This window comes from Clostridiales bacterium (genome assembly GCA_014799665.1).
Taxonomy (GTDB): domain Bacteria; phylum Bacillota; class Clostridia; order Christensenellales; family Pumilibacteraceae; genus Anaerocaecibacter.
In genome coordinates this window covers 83263-97586 of the sequence record JAAVHP010000027.1, presented here as the reverse complement: position 1 = coordinate 97586, position 14324 = coordinate 83263, and the positions used below count along the sequence as shown (strand labels likewise).

11 protein-coding genes are annotated in these 14324 nt (G+C 54.3%); 10 read left to right on the top strand and 1 reads right to left on the bottom strand.

Annotated features, from left to right (window positions below; genetic code table 11):
• The first annotated feature begins 345 nt into the window (after nt 1–345).
• From HDT28_08650 to rbsK, 9 genes are all read left to right on the top strand, one after another.
• Nucleotides 346–2433 (top strand): glutamine synthetase type III, encoded by a 2088-nt coding sequence (locus HDT28_08650; GenBank protein ID MBD5132636.1) that lies wholly within the window; start codon nt 346–348, stop codon nt 2431–2433.
• A 194-nt stretch (nt 2434–2627) separates the two neighbouring features.
• Entirely contained in the window at nt 2628–3479 is an 852-nt protein-coding gene (locus tag HDT28_08645) for an energy-coupling factor transporter ATPase (GenBank protein ID MBD5132635.1), read from the top strand.
• A complete protein-coding gene (locus HDT28_08640; protein MBD5132634.1) occupies nt 3476–4336 on the top strand; it encodes an energy-coupling factor transporter ATPase in 861 nt (286 codons plus the stop codon). Before HDT28_08645 ends, HDT28_08640 begins: the two co-directional genes overlap by 4 nt.
• A complete protein-coding gene (locus HDT28_08635) occupies nt 4329–5168 on the top strand; it encodes an energy-coupling factor transporter transmembrane protein EcfT (GenBank protein MBD5132633.1) in 840 nt (279 codons plus the stop codon). The genes HDT28_08640 and HDT28_08635 overlap by 8 nt, the downstream gene beginning before the upstream one ends.
• A 49-nt stretch (nt 5169–5217) precedes the next feature.
• Entirely contained in the window at nt 5218–5958 is a 741-nt protein-coding gene (truA, locus tag HDT28_08630; protein ID MBD5132632.1) for a tRNA pseudouridine(38-40) synthase TruA, read from the top strand.
• Nucleotides 5948–7228: a hypothetical protein gene (locus HDT28_08625; GenBank protein ID MBD5132631.1), complete on the top strand. Its 1281-nt coding sequence runs from the start codon at nt 5948–5950 to the stop codon at nt 7226–7228. Before truA ends, HDT28_08625 begins: the two co-directional genes overlap by 11 nt.
• 101 nt (nt 7229–7329) lie before the next feature.
• Nucleotides 7330–7908: an SIMPL domain-containing protein gene (locus HDT28_08620; protein ID MBD5132630.1), complete on the top strand. Its 579-nt coding sequence runs from the start codon at nt 7330–7332 to the stop codon at nt 7906–7908.
• A 250-nt stretch (nt 7909–8158) separates the two neighbouring features.
• A complete protein-coding gene (locus HDT28_08615; GenBank protein ID MBD5132629.1) occupies nt 8159–9934 on the top strand; it encodes a Na/Pi cotransporter family protein in 1776 nt (591 codons plus the stop codon).
• On the top strand, nt 9931–10881 hold the full coding sequence (gene rbsK / locus HDT28_08610) for a ribokinase (GenBank protein MBD5132628.1): 951 nt from the start codon (nt 9931–9933) through the stop codon (nt 10879–10881). The genes HDT28_08615 and rbsK overlap by 4 nt, the downstream gene beginning before the upstream one ends.
• Nucleotides 10882–10973: 92 nt before the next feature.
• Here the strand turns inward: rbsK and HDT28_08605 are convergent, their stop codons facing one another.
• Nucleotides 10974–11255 (bottom strand): hypothetical protein, encoded by a 282-nt coding sequence (locus HDT28_08605; GenBank protein MBD5132627.1) that lies wholly within the window; start codon nt 11253–11255, stop codon nt 10974–10976.
• A gap of 243 nt (nt 11256–11498) precedes the next feature.
• On the opposite strand from HDT28_08605, the gene HDT28_08600 reads away from it, so the two are divergent.
• Nucleotides 11499–14303 carry an ABC transporter ATP-binding protein/permease gene (locus tag HDT28_08600; GenBank protein MBD5132626.1) on the top strand — a complete coding sequence of 935 codons (2805 nt, stop codon included), beginning with the start codon at nt 11499–11501 and terminating at the stop codon, nt 14301–14303.
• Nucleotides 14304–14324 lie beyond the last annotated feature (21 nt).

Below are 14324 nucleotides of genomic sequence, written 5' to 3'. Positions count from 1 at the left end.
TTTTCGCAGTCAAGCCGTTTCAAGAGATTTCTCGCCACCCTCGAAATGACAAAGAGAGGGGTTTACTCGTTTAAAACATATTCCCCCAACGTAAAGTTTTCTTGCTTACTTCTTTTTCAAAAGAAGTAGGGGGAAAATACTTGACAATTATTCGGCGGTGCGCGTATAATAACGGTGAACCTAATAATTGCAAGAGCAATGGCGCTGTGGGCTTTTTCGCCAACAGCGTTTTTTGGTGAAACTCACGGTCAAGTTTACGTGCCCATCTTGGCAATCTTAGCGCGACACTTAACCGAGCGTTTCGGTGAACAGGGTTCAATTTCAACGATTACGGAGGATATGTAAATGACTAAGGTACCCGAACTTTTCGGATCGATGGTGTTCAACGAGCAGGTCATGCGCGAGCGACTGCCCAAGGACGTGTTCCGCGCGTTGCAGGACACTATCAAAACGGGCAAGCCCATATCTTCCGCGGTGGCGGACGTCGTTTCCAACGCAATGAAGGACTGGGCGATAGAAAAGGGCGCGACCCACTACACGCACTGGTTCCAGCCCATGACAGGCGTCACCGCCGAAAAGCACGACAGCTTTATTCAGCCTGCCGAGGGCGGCAAGGTCATTATGAACTTCTCGGGCAAAGAGCTCATCAAGGGCGAGCCAGACGCGTCGAGCTTCCCGTCGGGCGGCTTGCGCTCGACCTTCGAGGCGCGCGGGTACACGGCGTGGGACCCGACGAGCTATGCGTTCGTCAAGGACAGCGTGCTGTACATCCCGACGGCGTTCATGGCGTACTCCGGTCAGGTGCTCGACAAGAAAACGCCGCTCCTGCGCTCCATGGACAGTCTTAACACCGCGGCGCGCCGCGTACTCAAATTCTTCGGCAAAACGCCCGACCGCGTGTTCCCGTCGGTCGGTCCCGAACAGGAATACTTCCTTATTCCGCGCGAGCTCTACAAAAAGCGTCCCGACTTAATAATCACGGGCAGAACGCTGTTCGGCGCGAAGCCGCCCAAGGGTCAGGAGCTCGACGACCACTATTTCGGGCATATAAAAACGCGCGTGCTCGAATATATGGAGGACCTCGACGCCGAGCTGTGGAAGCTTGGTATCCTCGCAAAGACCAGGCACAACGAGGTCGCGCCCGCGCAGCACGAGCTCGCGCCCATCTATTCGACGGTCAATATCGCGACCGACCACAACCAGCTGACGATGTCTGTCATGCGCAAGCTCGCCAAGAAACACGATCTCGTGTGCTTGCTGCACGAAAAACCGTTCGCGGGCGTGAACGGCTCGGGCAAGCATAACAACTGGTCGATTTCCACGTCGGACGGCGAGAACCTGCTCGACCCCGGCAAGGACCTTAAAAACAACCTGCAATTCATGGTGTTCCTGACCGCCGTAATTAAAGCGGTAGACGAGCATCAGGACCTTTTGCGCCTGTCCGTCGCTTCGGCGGGCAACGACCACCGCTTGGGCGCGAACGAAGCCCCGCCCGCGATCATTTCCATGTTCCTCGGCGACGAGATAACCGATCTCTTGGAAACGCTCGCGCAGGGCAAGGAATACAGCAACCACGTAGGCGCAAAGCTGTCGACGGGCGTCGAGGCGGTGCCAGTTATCTACGAGGACACGACCGACCGCAACCGCACTTCGCCGTTCGCATTCACGGGCAATAAGTTCGAGTTCCGCTCGCTCGGCAGCTCGATCAATATCGCGTGCTCGAACATCATGATCAACGCTGCGGTCGCCGACGTTCTTAACGGGTTCGCCGACGAGCTCGAAAAGATCAAGAAAACCGAGTTCGAAAAAGCGGCGAAGGCGCTTATCAAGCGCGAGTATATCGCGCACAGGCGCATAGTGTTCAACGGCGACAACTACGCCGCCGAGTGGGTAGAGGAGGCGAAAAAGCGAGGACTTTTAAATCTCAAAAGCACGCCCGAAGCGCTCTCGCACTACGACACGCCCGAGAATATCGAGCTGTTCGCGCGGCTCAAAATCTACACGGGCGCGGAAGTGCGCGCGCGCAAGGACATACTTTTAGAGAACTATTGCAAGGTCATTAATATCGAAGCGCTGACCATGTGCGACATCACGCAGAAGCAGATCCTGCCCGCCGCCGTTGCGTTCACGACCGAGCTCGCCGATAATATCGCTAAGCTTAACGCGCTCGGTGTGGAAGCGACTGCGCAAAAGAGTTTGCTCGATAAGGTCGCAAAGCTCGTTACCGCCGCGTACGACACCGAGCAAAGACTGTACAAGGCGCAGCTGGAAGTCAAGACCGAAAAGGATCTCCAAACCGAAGCGAACCTTTGCTATTCCAAAGTTCTCGCGACCATGCAGGAGCTTCGCGGGTTCTGCGACGGGCTCGAAGTGCTTATGCCTAAGAACCTTTGGCCGTTCCCGACTTATTCCGATTTGTTGTTGTACGTATAGTTAGTTACTTCTTTGAAAAGAAGTAACCAAGAAACTTTTAGTTTCGTGTGTTTACTCGGGTGGTTGACTTTTTGTTACACCCGAGTATTTTTGTTGCGGTATTTATCACTTTACGCCGTTCTTCTTTCTCGTTCACAAGAAAGAAGGAAAAAAATTATTTGACATGGAATGGCAAAACATGGTAAAATTCAGCCATGCCGTTATTGCAATTCAAAAACGTCGATTATTCGTACCCGAGCGGGGATAACGACTATATACAGGCTCTAAACGCTATCGATCTGTCTATCGAGCGCGGCGAGTTCGTTGCGCTCGTCGGGTGCAACGGCTCGGGCAAATCGACGCTTGCAAGGCTTAGTAACGGGCTCATTCTTCCCGACCGCGGCGACGTTACGGTCGACGGGCTGTCGACCGCCGATAAAGCCAACCTATACGATATCCGCCGCAAGATCGGCGTGGTGTTCCAAAACCCCGATAACCAAATGGTCACGACGATTGTCGAGGACGACGTGGCGTTCGGACCCGAAAACCTCGGCGTGCCGCCCGCCGAGATCAAGGAGCGCGTCGACTGGGCGCTCGACTGCGTGGGTATGCGCGAGCACGCCAAGAGCGGACCGTTCCGCCTATCGGGCGGGCAAAAACAGCGCGTGGCGATCGCGGGTGTTCTGGCGATCAAGCCCGAACTCATGATACTCGACGAGGCGACGGGTATGCTCGATCCCGAGGGTCGGCGCGAAGTGCTCGAAGTCGTCAAGCGGCTGAATAAGCAAGAGAACGTAGCGGTCGTCATGATAACGCATTTCATGGAAGAAGCGGCGGCGGCAGACCGAATAGTCATACTCGAACACGGCAAGCTCATTCGCGACGGCGGCAGGGAGCTGTTCGCTACGCCCGAGGTGTTCACGGGCGCGGGGCTCGATCTTCCCGTATACGTGCGCGTGGCGCAAAGACTGAAAGATAAAGGGCTGGATATCGGCTGTCCGTTATCGCCCGACGAGTTTTCCGTCGCGGTCGCAACCGCATTAAAGGCGAAAGGGGGCGAGCAATGATTTCAGTTCGGTCCCTATCATATATATACAGTCCCAAAATGCCGTTCATGACGCAGGCGTTGCACGATATAAGCTTGGAGATAGAGCAGGGCGATTTCTTCGGTATAATCGGCACGACGGGCGCGGGCAAGTCGACGCTCGTGTCGCACTTCAACGCGCTCACCCGCGTGCAGAAAAAGAGCGGCACGGTCATAGTCGACGGTATCGACCTGTCCAAAAAGAAGCTCGACTTAAAAGCGGTGCGCGCCAAGGTCGGCATGGTTTTCCAGTACCCCGAGCATCAGCTTTTCGACGACACGGTCGTCAGCGACGTGGCGTTCGGTCCCAAGAACCTCGGGCTGTCCAAGGACGAAGCGTACGCGCGCGCCAAGGAAGCTATCGAGCTCGTCGGGCTCGACTACGAACAAATAGCCGAGCGTTCACCGTTCGAACTGTCGGGCGGGCAAAAGCGCAGAGTCGCGCTCGCGGGCGTTATCGCCATGCGCCCGCAGTATCTCGTACTGGACGAACCGACGGCGGGGCTCGATCCCGTGGGCAAGCGCGAGATCATGGAGCTCGTAAAGCGCATACAATCGATCTGCCCGACGGTCGTTATGATCTCGCATAACATGGACGAGATAGCTACCTACTGCAATAAGATAGCCGTGCTTTCGCACGGTAGGGTGACGGGCGTGTTCACGCCGCGCGAGCTGTTCGGGTCGCAGGAGCTACTCGAAAAATGCGGAGTGGAGCTTCCGCTCGTGACCGAGCTTGCCGTTAAGCTTAACGAGCAGGGCATAGATATAGATAAGTCGGTCATCACCGAGGACGAGCTCGTGTCGGCGATACTCGACAAAGCGGGGGTGGCTCATGCGTGACGTAACGATAGGGCAGTACTACCCGTCAAACTCGATAGTCCACCGCGCCGACCCGCGGTTCAAGCTGGTAATACTCGTGCTGTATCTCGTAACGGTGTTCTTTTGTGAGAGCTTTTTCTCGTTCGGGTTCATGACCCTGTTCGTGCTCATAACCATAATCATGTCGCGCGTGCCGTTCCTGAAAGTGCTGAAAGGCTTGAAGATGATCCTCGCGCTTCTCATAATAACAACGCTGCTCATGATGATATTCTACGTCGACGCGGACAGCGCGCCGCTTGCCGAGTGGGGGATATTCCATATCTACCTGAGCGGTATCTACTCGGCGATTAAGCTCGGTTGGCGGCTACTATTGCTCGTGCTCATGCCGACGGTGCTCACGCTCACCTCTACGCCCACCGAATTGTGCGACGGGCTGGAAAGTCTGTTATCGCCGCTCAAAAAATTGCATTTCCCCGTGCACGAGCTCGCGCTCATAATGAGTATCGCACTTCGGCTTATCCCCACGCTCATCGAGGAAACGGACAAAATCATGAACGCGCAGAAAGCGCGCGGCGCGGCGTTCGAATCGCGCAACCCGTTCAAGAAGATAAAGGCTATGATCCCCGTGCTCGTGCCGTTGTTCGTATCGGCGTTCAGGCGCGCGGACGACCTCGCCGACGCAATGGACAGTCGTTGTTATCGCGGCGCAAAGGGCAGAACGCGCATGAAAAAGCTCAAATGCCACGTCGGCGATTTTATAGCCTTGCTCGGCTGGTGCGCGATCACCGTTTGTATACTTTTCCTTAAATATAACTGGCTCGGCTGGGGCTTTATATCAATTATCGGATTATAAAAAGTAAAAGTTTCTTCGCTTCCTTCTTTTCAAAGAAGGAAGAAAAAATATGCGTTACAAAATCACGATAGGCTATGACGGAACGGAGTTCTGCGGCTGGCAGCACCAGCCGAACGGAAACAGTATTCAAGACGCGTTGGAGCGCGCCGCGTTTAGCCTGTTCGGGGAAAAGGTGTGCGTGGTCGGTTCGGGCAGAACGGACGCAGGCGTGCACGCGCTCGCGCAGATCGCGCACTTCGACTGCGAAAAGGTTTTAGAGCTTCCTCGCGTGGTCGGCGGGCTCAATGCGTACCTGCCGCGCTCTGTAAGAGTGAGCAGCGCCGAGTACGCGGAGAGCGACTTCGACGCGCGCAAGTCCGCCAAGCAAAAAACCTATATGTATCTATTATATATAGGCGCGGAACAGCCAGTGTTGAGCGACCGCGCGTTGCGGCTGCCGACAGAGCCCGATTTGGCGCGCATGAAAGAGCAGGCGGGTAGGCTTATCGGCACGCACGACTTTTCCACGTTCATGGCGTCTGGCGGCGGCGCTAAAACGTTCACGCGCACGGTTTACGACGCGAGGTTCGAAAAGGACGGCGCGTTTATCAAGTTCTTCATAACCGCAAACGGGTTTCTGTATAACATGGTTCGAATAATCGTAGCGCAGCTATTAAAAGCGGGGCGCGGCGAGCAAGTCGATATTGCCGAGCTTATTAATAAAAAAGACAGAAGCTTCGCTAAAGAATTAGCCCCTGCCTATGGTTTATATTTACACAATGTGGATTACGGTGTAAGCGATGACCGATAACGCGTATTTTTTCGAATACATGAAAGAGCTTTTGGGCGCGCGGTACGATGAGTTTATCCAAGCGTACGAGAGTAAGCCGCGACACAAGGGCTTGCGAGTGAACACGCTTAAAACGGGTATCGCGGAATTCCTTTCGGCGTTCGGCGAGCTTAAAAGCAATCCGTTGTGCAGTGCGGCGTTCTATACGGATATCAAGCCGTCGCTAGATCCGTTCTATCATGCGGGGCTTTATTATATGCAAGAGCCGAGCGCGTCGGCGGCGGTCGCGGCGTTCGAGAATTATATAGGAAGAAGGGTGCTCGACCTGTGCGCCGCGCCGGGCGGCAAGAGCACGCAAGCGGCTGCGTTTAATAAGTCGGATATTATTTTTTGCAACGACCCCGACTACAAGCGCACGCACGCGCTCGTCGAGAATATCGAGCGGCTGGGCGTAAGCAATGCGGTCGTCACCTGCAACACGGCGAAGGATTTTCGCGCGGCAGGGTTCGACGGGTATTTCGATTCGCTTATAGTCGACGCGCCGTGCAGCGGCGGCGGCATGATGCGGTACGAGGAAGTTCCGTTCACGCGCGATATAGTTAACGGCTGCGCGGCGCGCCAGCGCACAATACTTGCCGACGCGGTGCATCTTTTGCGGGAGGGCGGGTATATGCTATACAGCACTTGCACGTTCGCGCGCGAGGAGAACGAGGACAATATACTTTACTTGCAGGCACTGGGCATGAGTCCCGTGGATATAGAGCTTAAAGCGGGCAGCGAGCGCGGAATAGACGTAAAGGAAGCGCGGCGGGTGTATCCCATGAGCTTCGACGGCGAAGGGCATTTCTATTGCGTTTTGCAAAAAACGAGCGAAGCGGCGGACTGCGATAAACCGCTTATGCGCAGCAAGAAAAATAAAGTTAAGCTCGGCGGCCTTAGCTTGGAAGTCAACGATATAGGCGGGAGGGTGATACTTCCGCTCTGCGTACCCGACACGAAAGGGCTCAACGTTATCCGCGCGGGCACGCCCGTATTCGACGGCAACGAACCGTCGCACGCGCTCACTCACGCGCTTAGCAGAGAACAAGCGGCATTGTTCGGTACGGTCGAGCTCGGCGAACACGCGGCGGAGTATATATCGGGTAAGGAAATATATATGACCGCGCCGCGCGGCAATCTTATCGCTACGTATAAAGGCTATGCGCTCGGGCTCGTAAAGTGCGCCCCGTCGGGCAACGGCGAACTCGCGCTTAAAAACAAATACCCGAAAGGGCTAAGAATTAATGCGTAATTAGGAATGCGTAATGCGTAATTAAAGGATATATTATTAAGTCAGCGCGAAGCGCTCAATAATTACGAATTACGAATTACGAATTTTTTAAGGAGTTTATTATGGAAAAAATCATTACTGTAACGAAAACGGCGACCAAACAGGTCGAACCCAACAAAGTACGAATAACGGTGACTGCGCGCGGCGAAGCGGGCAGCTACGCGCAAGCGGTGAAGATCGCTAACGAAAAATGCGACAAGGCTAAAACCGCATTGTATACGGGCGGCGTAAACATTCGCGGCGGCGGCATAACCGTGGGCGCGGTATACGACGGCGCTAAGGTAAAAGGCTACCGCGCGTCGCGCACGCTTTGGATAGTTCTGCCGCGCGAGGGCGAAGCGGTCAATAAAACGACCGACGAGCTCGGTAAGCTCGACAGCGATTGGCGCGTGTCGTTCGAGTACGCGGGCAACGATAAGGCCGAGCTTCTCGCCGAGGCGGTAAAAGCGGCAAGAGAGGACGCGGAAGTGATAGCATCTGCCGCGGGCGTAAAGCTTGGCGCGCTCGTAAAGACCGAGTATGCGGACGGCGAACACGCTTCCCCCGTCATGTTCAAAGCCGCGCGCTTCGGCGGCGACGACGTTTCACCCGAGCTCATAACCCTCAGCCAAACGGTCGTTTGCGGCTTCGAGATAGAGTAGGGCACAAGGCTCTTTCACCATATTTCACTTGACAAAAATGTGACTGTATAGTACAATTAAAACATACTATACATTAGGAACTTCCGATTAAGTTCGTGCGGCAATCTTGCTGTCAATTTCCGCGCTGCGTGCTACAATACAACGCGCCCGTAGCGCTGCTACGAGCACAACGTATTGTATTCGCATCACGAAAATTGCCCGCGCAATCTTGCTCGCGTCACTTAAACGTCAGTTCCATAGGATAATTCGTTTGGAAGTCGTAGTCAGTGTTTTGTCGCTAATAGCCGGGTTGGGCGTGCTCATGATAGGCATGAGGATGCTCAGCGAGGGATTGGAACGCAGCGCCGGTAAGGGTATGCGTAAGCTGTTCGGTAAGATCAGCAACAATCGGTTTGCCGGCATCGGTGTCGGCGCGGTCGCGACCGTGCTCGTCAACTCGTCGGCGGCGACTACCGTTATGGTCATTGGTTTCGTCAATGCGGGGCTTATGACGCTTTTTCAAGCGACTTCTATCATCATGGGCGCGAACATAGGTACTACGCTTACGGGCGTTATTATCGCGCTGTCCGGCTTTAACATAAGCTCGTACTTCGCCATTCTTGCGTTTATCGGCGTCATCATGATGATGTTCTTTAAGAACGACACCGTTAAGAAAGTCGGCTCGGCGATAGCCGGTCTCGGGCTTATGTTCGTCGGCTTGGGAAGCATGAGCGGCGCGTTCAAGAATGACGTCATTTCGGCGGGGTTGCAGCACTTATTCCGCGTTGTCGATTTCCCGCTCGTGCTCATACTTATCGGTTTGGTATTTACCGCGCTGTTCCAGTCGTCGGCGGCGATGACGGCGCTCGTCGTTACCATGGCGGCGCCCGTAAACGGCGGCGCGCCCATTATTCCCATGGCGAGCGCACTGTTCGTCATACTCGGCACGAACATAGGCACTTGCGTGACCGCGCAGATAGCGTCTATCGGCGCGAGCACCAACGCCAAGCGCACGGCGCTCATTCACTTGCTGTTCAACGTTATCGGCACGACGATATTTACTATATTTATTTGGATATTCACCGACGGCGTGGTGTGGCTGTTCGAGCATTTGAGCAGCAACGCGCAAATGCAGGTCGCGCTTTTCCACGTGTTCTTCAACGTGCTCACGACCCTTCTTCTCGTTCCGTTCATCAAGCCGCTTACTGTTCTCGCGTCGCGGCTCGTGCGCGAAAAGCGCGGCGGCGACGAGGAAGCGCCGCATACGTACTTTATCGACGAGCGGTTCTTGCAAACGCCGCCCATTGCGGTCGCGCAGGTCAAGCGCGAGGTCGATCACATGGCTGACATGGCGAAAGCCAATCTCAAACGCGCCATGGTCGCGGTGCTCACGCTCGACGTAAGCGAGCGCGACAAGGTAGCGCGCGAGGAAGAACGCATTAACTTTATCAATAAAGGCGTAACGAAGTATCTTATCAAGCTTTCGTCGCAGTCGCTCACGCGTTCTGACGAGAAGGTCGTGGGTACGCTCCATCACGTGGTGGGCGACATAGAGCGTATAGCCGACCATGCCGAGAACTTCATGGAAGACGCCGAGAATATGCGCGAAAACGACTGCGCGTTCACGCAGGACGCAAAAGACGAGATCGAGGATATGTACGACAAGGTCATGACCATGTTCGACGAGGCTATGTACATTTTCGAGAACGGCGCGGTCGATCGGCTGAACGCGTTCGCCGAGCGCGAGCAGGAAGTCGACATGACCAAACGCTTGCTCGGCAATAACCATATTACGCGGCTCAACGCGGGCGGCTGTACCGTCGAGAGCGGCACGCATTTCTATTCGATAATCAGCGCGCTCGAACGTATCGCCGACCATCTTACTAACATAGCGTTCTCCATTAAGTCGCCGTCGGGCTCACAGCGCGAGGCGATGGAGAAGATAGCGGACGAGCAGAAGCGCAGGTCGTCGGCGCGCAAAAAAAGCGGCGAGAGCCTTGTTAAGTCTGCCGCGGTCGACCCCCAAAGCGAGGATGAGAGCAAATGATATACGTATTAGGCAGTATCAATAACGATATTTCGATTGAGGTCGAGCGGTTCCCCAAAAAGGGCGAAACGCTCATTGCAGACGGCTGCCAAATGGGCTTGGGCGGCAAGGGCGCGAATCAGGCGGTAGCGATAGCGCGGCTCGCGCAGCGCGGCGGCTCTGGCATTAAGTCGGTCAAGATGGTGGGGCAGGTCGGCAAGGACGCCGTGGGCGCCGAGCTCATCAAGCGCATGGACGAGCTCGAAGTCGACACCACGTTTGTGGACAGAGTAAACCGCAGCACGGGCACGGCGATAGTGACGGTCTGCGGCAAGGATAACAGAATAATGGTTTACAGCGGCGCCAACCTCGGGCTCAGCAAGACGGACGTCGACGAAGCGCTCATGAACGCGACGAGCGCGGACACTCTCGTTTGCCAGCTCGAAGTCCCGATGTACGTGGTCGGGTACGCGCTTAGAAAGGCGCACTCGCTCGGCATGACTACAATACTCAATCCCGCGCCCGCAAAAGAGCTGCCCAAAGATTTCTATCCCAATATCGATATAATAATTCCCAACGAGACCGAGACCGAGATACTCACGGGCATAGATCCCAAGGACGAAGCGAGTCGGGTCGCGGCGCTCCGCGAATTCCACGCGCGCGGTGTGCATTACGTAGTAATAACGCTCGGCGCGAACGGTTCGGTCATTTCCGACGACGACAGGATCTACGCGCACATCCCCGCGATAAAGACCAACGTCGTCGACACGACGGGCGCGGGCGATACGTTCGTCGGCGCGCTCGCGCTTACCTATCCGCACGTGGGAATGTACTCGTTCAAGGAAGCGTGTATGTTCGCGACCAAGGCGTCGTCTATCACCGTGTCAAGACGCGGCGCGGCGGAGAGCATACCCTCGTTTAAAGAGGTGTGCGAGTTGTACAGTAATATAATAGGGAACAGGGCGTAGGGCGCAGGGTACAGGGAAGGTTTAATTTTATTGACCTTAGTTCGGCGTCGCCGCACCCCTGTACCCTGACCCCTGTGCCCTATTCCCTGTAATCAGCTTTTTCCGCAGTCGCAGCTGTCGTTATCTCTATCTATCATAGTATAGTTATTATTAGTCGGGCGAGTGCGTTCGCTCGGCTTTTTGCTTGCGCAAGCTTTGGTCGTTTTGGTCGAAGTCGTTTTCGCTTTTGCGCTCGCCGTTTTCTTGGGCGGGTACACTTCCTTTTTCACGACCTCGTCCGCGCCCAGCTCGGCGTCGGCGAGTTTGTTTCTAAGCTTTTTCGCATTGCGCGTAAGCTTCTTTTTTATTGACTGAATTTTTTGTTTAAGGCTCATAATTTTCCTCCGTTAGTAGTTTATTAATAGTATCGGCACGCACCGTAAAATTATTCCGTTGAAAACGCAGAGTTCTTCGCTTACGCTCAGAATGACAAAAAGAGCTGTGAGGTAAAACAAGCTCAAAATATACAACGTAAAGTTTTCTTGCCTACTTCTTTTTCAAAAGAAGTAGGTTTGCTTTACAATCTCGAAAAATCGTAGTATAATATTAAGATTAACGGAACGAATAGAGGTTAGACTATGCTTGAATTAAAGAATATCGTTAAAGACTATATTGTAGCCGACGAAAAGGTCCACGCATTAAAGGGCGTGAGCCTGTCGTTCCGCGAGAGCGAGTTCGTGTCGATACTCGGTCCGTCGGGCTGCGGCAAGACCACGCTCTTAAACATTATCGGCGGGCTCGACCACTACACCGACGGCGATCTCGTCATCGACGGCGTGAGCACCAAGAACTACACCGACCGCGATTGGGATACGTACCGCAACCACCGCATAGGCTTCGTGTTCCAGTCGTACAACCTTATCCCGCACCAAACCATATCCGAGAACGTCGAGCTCGCGCTCAACATCTCGGGCGTGGAAAAATCGGAGCGCGTGCGCCGCGCTCACGAAGCGCTCGACAAGGTCGGGCTGGCGGGCTTGTATCATAAAAAACCCAACCAGCTCTCGGGCGGACAAATGCAGCGCGTGGCTATTGCGCGCGCGCTCGTCAACAATCCCGAAATACTCTTAGCCGACGAGCCGACGGGCGCGCTCGACAGCGAAACGTCCGTGCAGATAATGGACCTTATCCGCGAGGTCGCGCAGGAATGCCTAGTAATAATGGTAACGCACAACCCCGAGCTCGCCGAACGCTATTCCACGCGCATAGTCAAGCTTCTCGATGGCGAGGTGCTGTCAGACAGCGACCCGTTCGACGCGGAAAGCGAACCGAAGCAAACCGCGGACGAAAACACAGACAAGAACACCACGGACGAAGCGGCGGAGCAGCCTACGGACGAAATCTCCGCTCCCGCTAAAAAGCCCAAGAAGAACGTTTCGAAAAAATCAAGGCTCACGTTTTGGAGCGCGTTCAAGCTTTCGGGGAAGAACCTACTTTCCAAACTCAAGCGCACGATACTCGTTTGCTTTGCCGGCTCTATCGGTATAATCGGCGTTGCGACGGTGCTTGCGGTATCGTCGGGCGTGCAGGGCTTCATACACGATATGCAGGACGATATGCTTTCGGGCAACCCCGTAACGATAAGCACCGAGGCGCTCGATATGGAAGCGCTTATGTCGGGCATGATGACGACCGAAAAGGCGGAAGCGTTAAAGGACAACACGGATACCAAAGAGGGTATCAACGTTCAGGGGCTTATCGCCGAGCTTGCCAAGCGCGGATCGTCGGTGGAGTCGTCCATTATTAAGAACAATATAAAGAACGAGTATCTCGACTACGTTAAGGCTATGCCCGAGGAGTATTACAGGGCAATCAACGCAACGTACGGCATCAATCTTTCCAATAACCTGTATACCGATTTCGATCTGGAAGAATACGGCAACACCAAGCTCTCGCTGACGACGGCTCTTGCCATGTATACCGATCTATTGGGGCAGACCGAGTTCAAGTCGTATTCGTCGTACATACCCATGTTCACGGAAAAGTTCTCGCAGCTGCCCGGCGACGAGGAGTTTGTGCTTTCGCAGTACGACATAGTGTCCGATCCGAGCAAGAGCAAGTTCCCCACCGAAGCGAACGAGATAATGATAGTCGTAAACAGCGACTACGCGCTTGCCGACCTTACGCTCGCGCAGTTCGGGTATTTAAGCCAAGCACAGTTTTTGAATATGGCATACGGCGCGGTCAAGGATCTGCCCGATAACGAATCCTCCGCCGAGAAGTACGATGAGAATCTCGAAGTGCCGTCTATCACCTACGACGCGCTCATGGATAAAACGTTCACTTGGTATCCCAACGATACGATATTCGGCAACGTTCGCGCAATAGACCTTCCCGTGGCTAACGGTGGCACGACCACGCAGTGGATGGGTTCGTACTACGGCACCGCGGGCGAGGATTGGAAAGGTGGTATCGATCTCAAAGTTACGGCGGTGCTCAGACGCAAGGACAGCGTTTCGTACGGCTGTTTGAACAGCGGGTTCTATCACACGCAAAAGCTTACCGAAAAGGTCATCGAAAGCGGCATGAAGTCGGAAATCGTCAAGCTCGCAAAGTCGAAAGAACTTTCGAGCATTCAGTGCTACGAAATGGGTGGCGTGCGCTACGGCATAACCTTTAATTATAAGTATCACCACGACGGCGAGGAGCATACCGGCACGTCGCTCGTTGGCGGTCAGGACATGATGTCGCAAATGCTCAGCATGATGCAGGGCGCGGCGGGCAACTCGACGAGCGAGAGCGCGGTCAAGTCGTATGCGCTCATGCTGTACGAGCTCGGCGGCGTCGATACGCCCAATCAGATCGCGATATACCCGACAAACTTCGACTACAAAGACAACGTTACCGAGTATCTCGATAAATGGAACGACCTCGACGGGGAAATAATCGTAAACGGCGATTCTATTACCGACAGGGAAGAAATCAAGTATACCGATAATCTCGAACTTATTATCAATATGGTAAACGACTTTATCGAGATAATCACGATCGCGCTAGTCGCGTTCACCGCGCTGTCGCTTGTAGTGTCCACCGTCATGATAGCGATCATCACCTACGTATCGGTCATCGAGCGCATAAAGGAGATAGGCGTTATTCGAAGCCTCGGCGGCAGGAAGCGCGACGTTTCCGCGCTGTTCATTGCCGAAACGTTCATTATCGGTGGAACGTCGGGCGTTATCGGCATTGCCGTTACCTATTTGATCTCGCTCATAATCAACCTTATAGTAGGTAGTCTCGTCGGCATTTACACGATAGCGTCGCTGCCCATACTTTCGGCGGTCATAATGATAGCGATAAGTATAGTTCTTACGCTCATATCCGGTCTTATCCCCGCGCGGCTCGCCGCTAAGAAAGACCCCGTCGAAGCGCTGCGGAGCGAATAAAGTTAATTAGGAATTAAAGGA

Excerpts from the sequence above, each read along its gene's own strand:
- HDT28_08650 (MBD5132636.1), top strand. The coding sequence starts at position 346 with ATGACTAAGGTACCCGAACTTTTCGGATCGATGGTGTTCAACGAGCAG.
- HDT28_08645 (MBD5132635.1), top strand. The coding sequence starts at position 2,628 with ATGCCGTTATTGCAATTCAAAAACGTCGATTATTCGTACCCGAGCGGG.
- HDT28_08640 (MBD5132634.1), top strand. The coding sequence starts at position 3,476 with ATGATTTCAGTTCGGTCCCTATCATATATATACAGTCCCAAAATGCCG.
- HDT28_08635 (MBD5132633.1), top strand. The coding sequence starts at position 4,329 with ATGCGTGACGTAACGATAGGGCAGTACTACCCGTCAAACTCGATAGTC.
- truA (MBD5132632.1), top strand. The coding sequence starts at position 5,218 with ATGCGTTACAAAATCACGATAGGCTATGACGGAACGGAGTTCTGCGGC.
- HDT28_08625 (MBD5132631.1), top strand. The coding sequence starts at position 5,948 with ATGACCGATAACGCGTATTTTTTCGAATACATGAAAGAGCTTTTGGGC.
- HDT28_08620 (MBD5132630.1), top strand. The coding sequence starts at position 7,330 with ATGGAAAAAATCATTACTGTAACGAAAACGGCGACCAAACAGGTCGAA.
- rbsK (MBD5132628.1), top strand. The coding sequence starts at position 9,931 with ATGATATACGTATTAGGCAGTATCAATAACGATATTTCGATTGAGGTC.
- HDT28_08605 (MBD5132627.1), bottom strand. The coding sequence starts at position 11,255 with ATGAGCCTTAAACAAAAAATTCAGTCAATAAAAAAGAAGCTTACGCGC.
- HDT28_08600 (MBD5132626.1), top strand. The coding sequence starts at position 11,499 with ATGCTTGAATTAAAGAATATCGTTAAAGACTATATTGTAGCCGACGAA.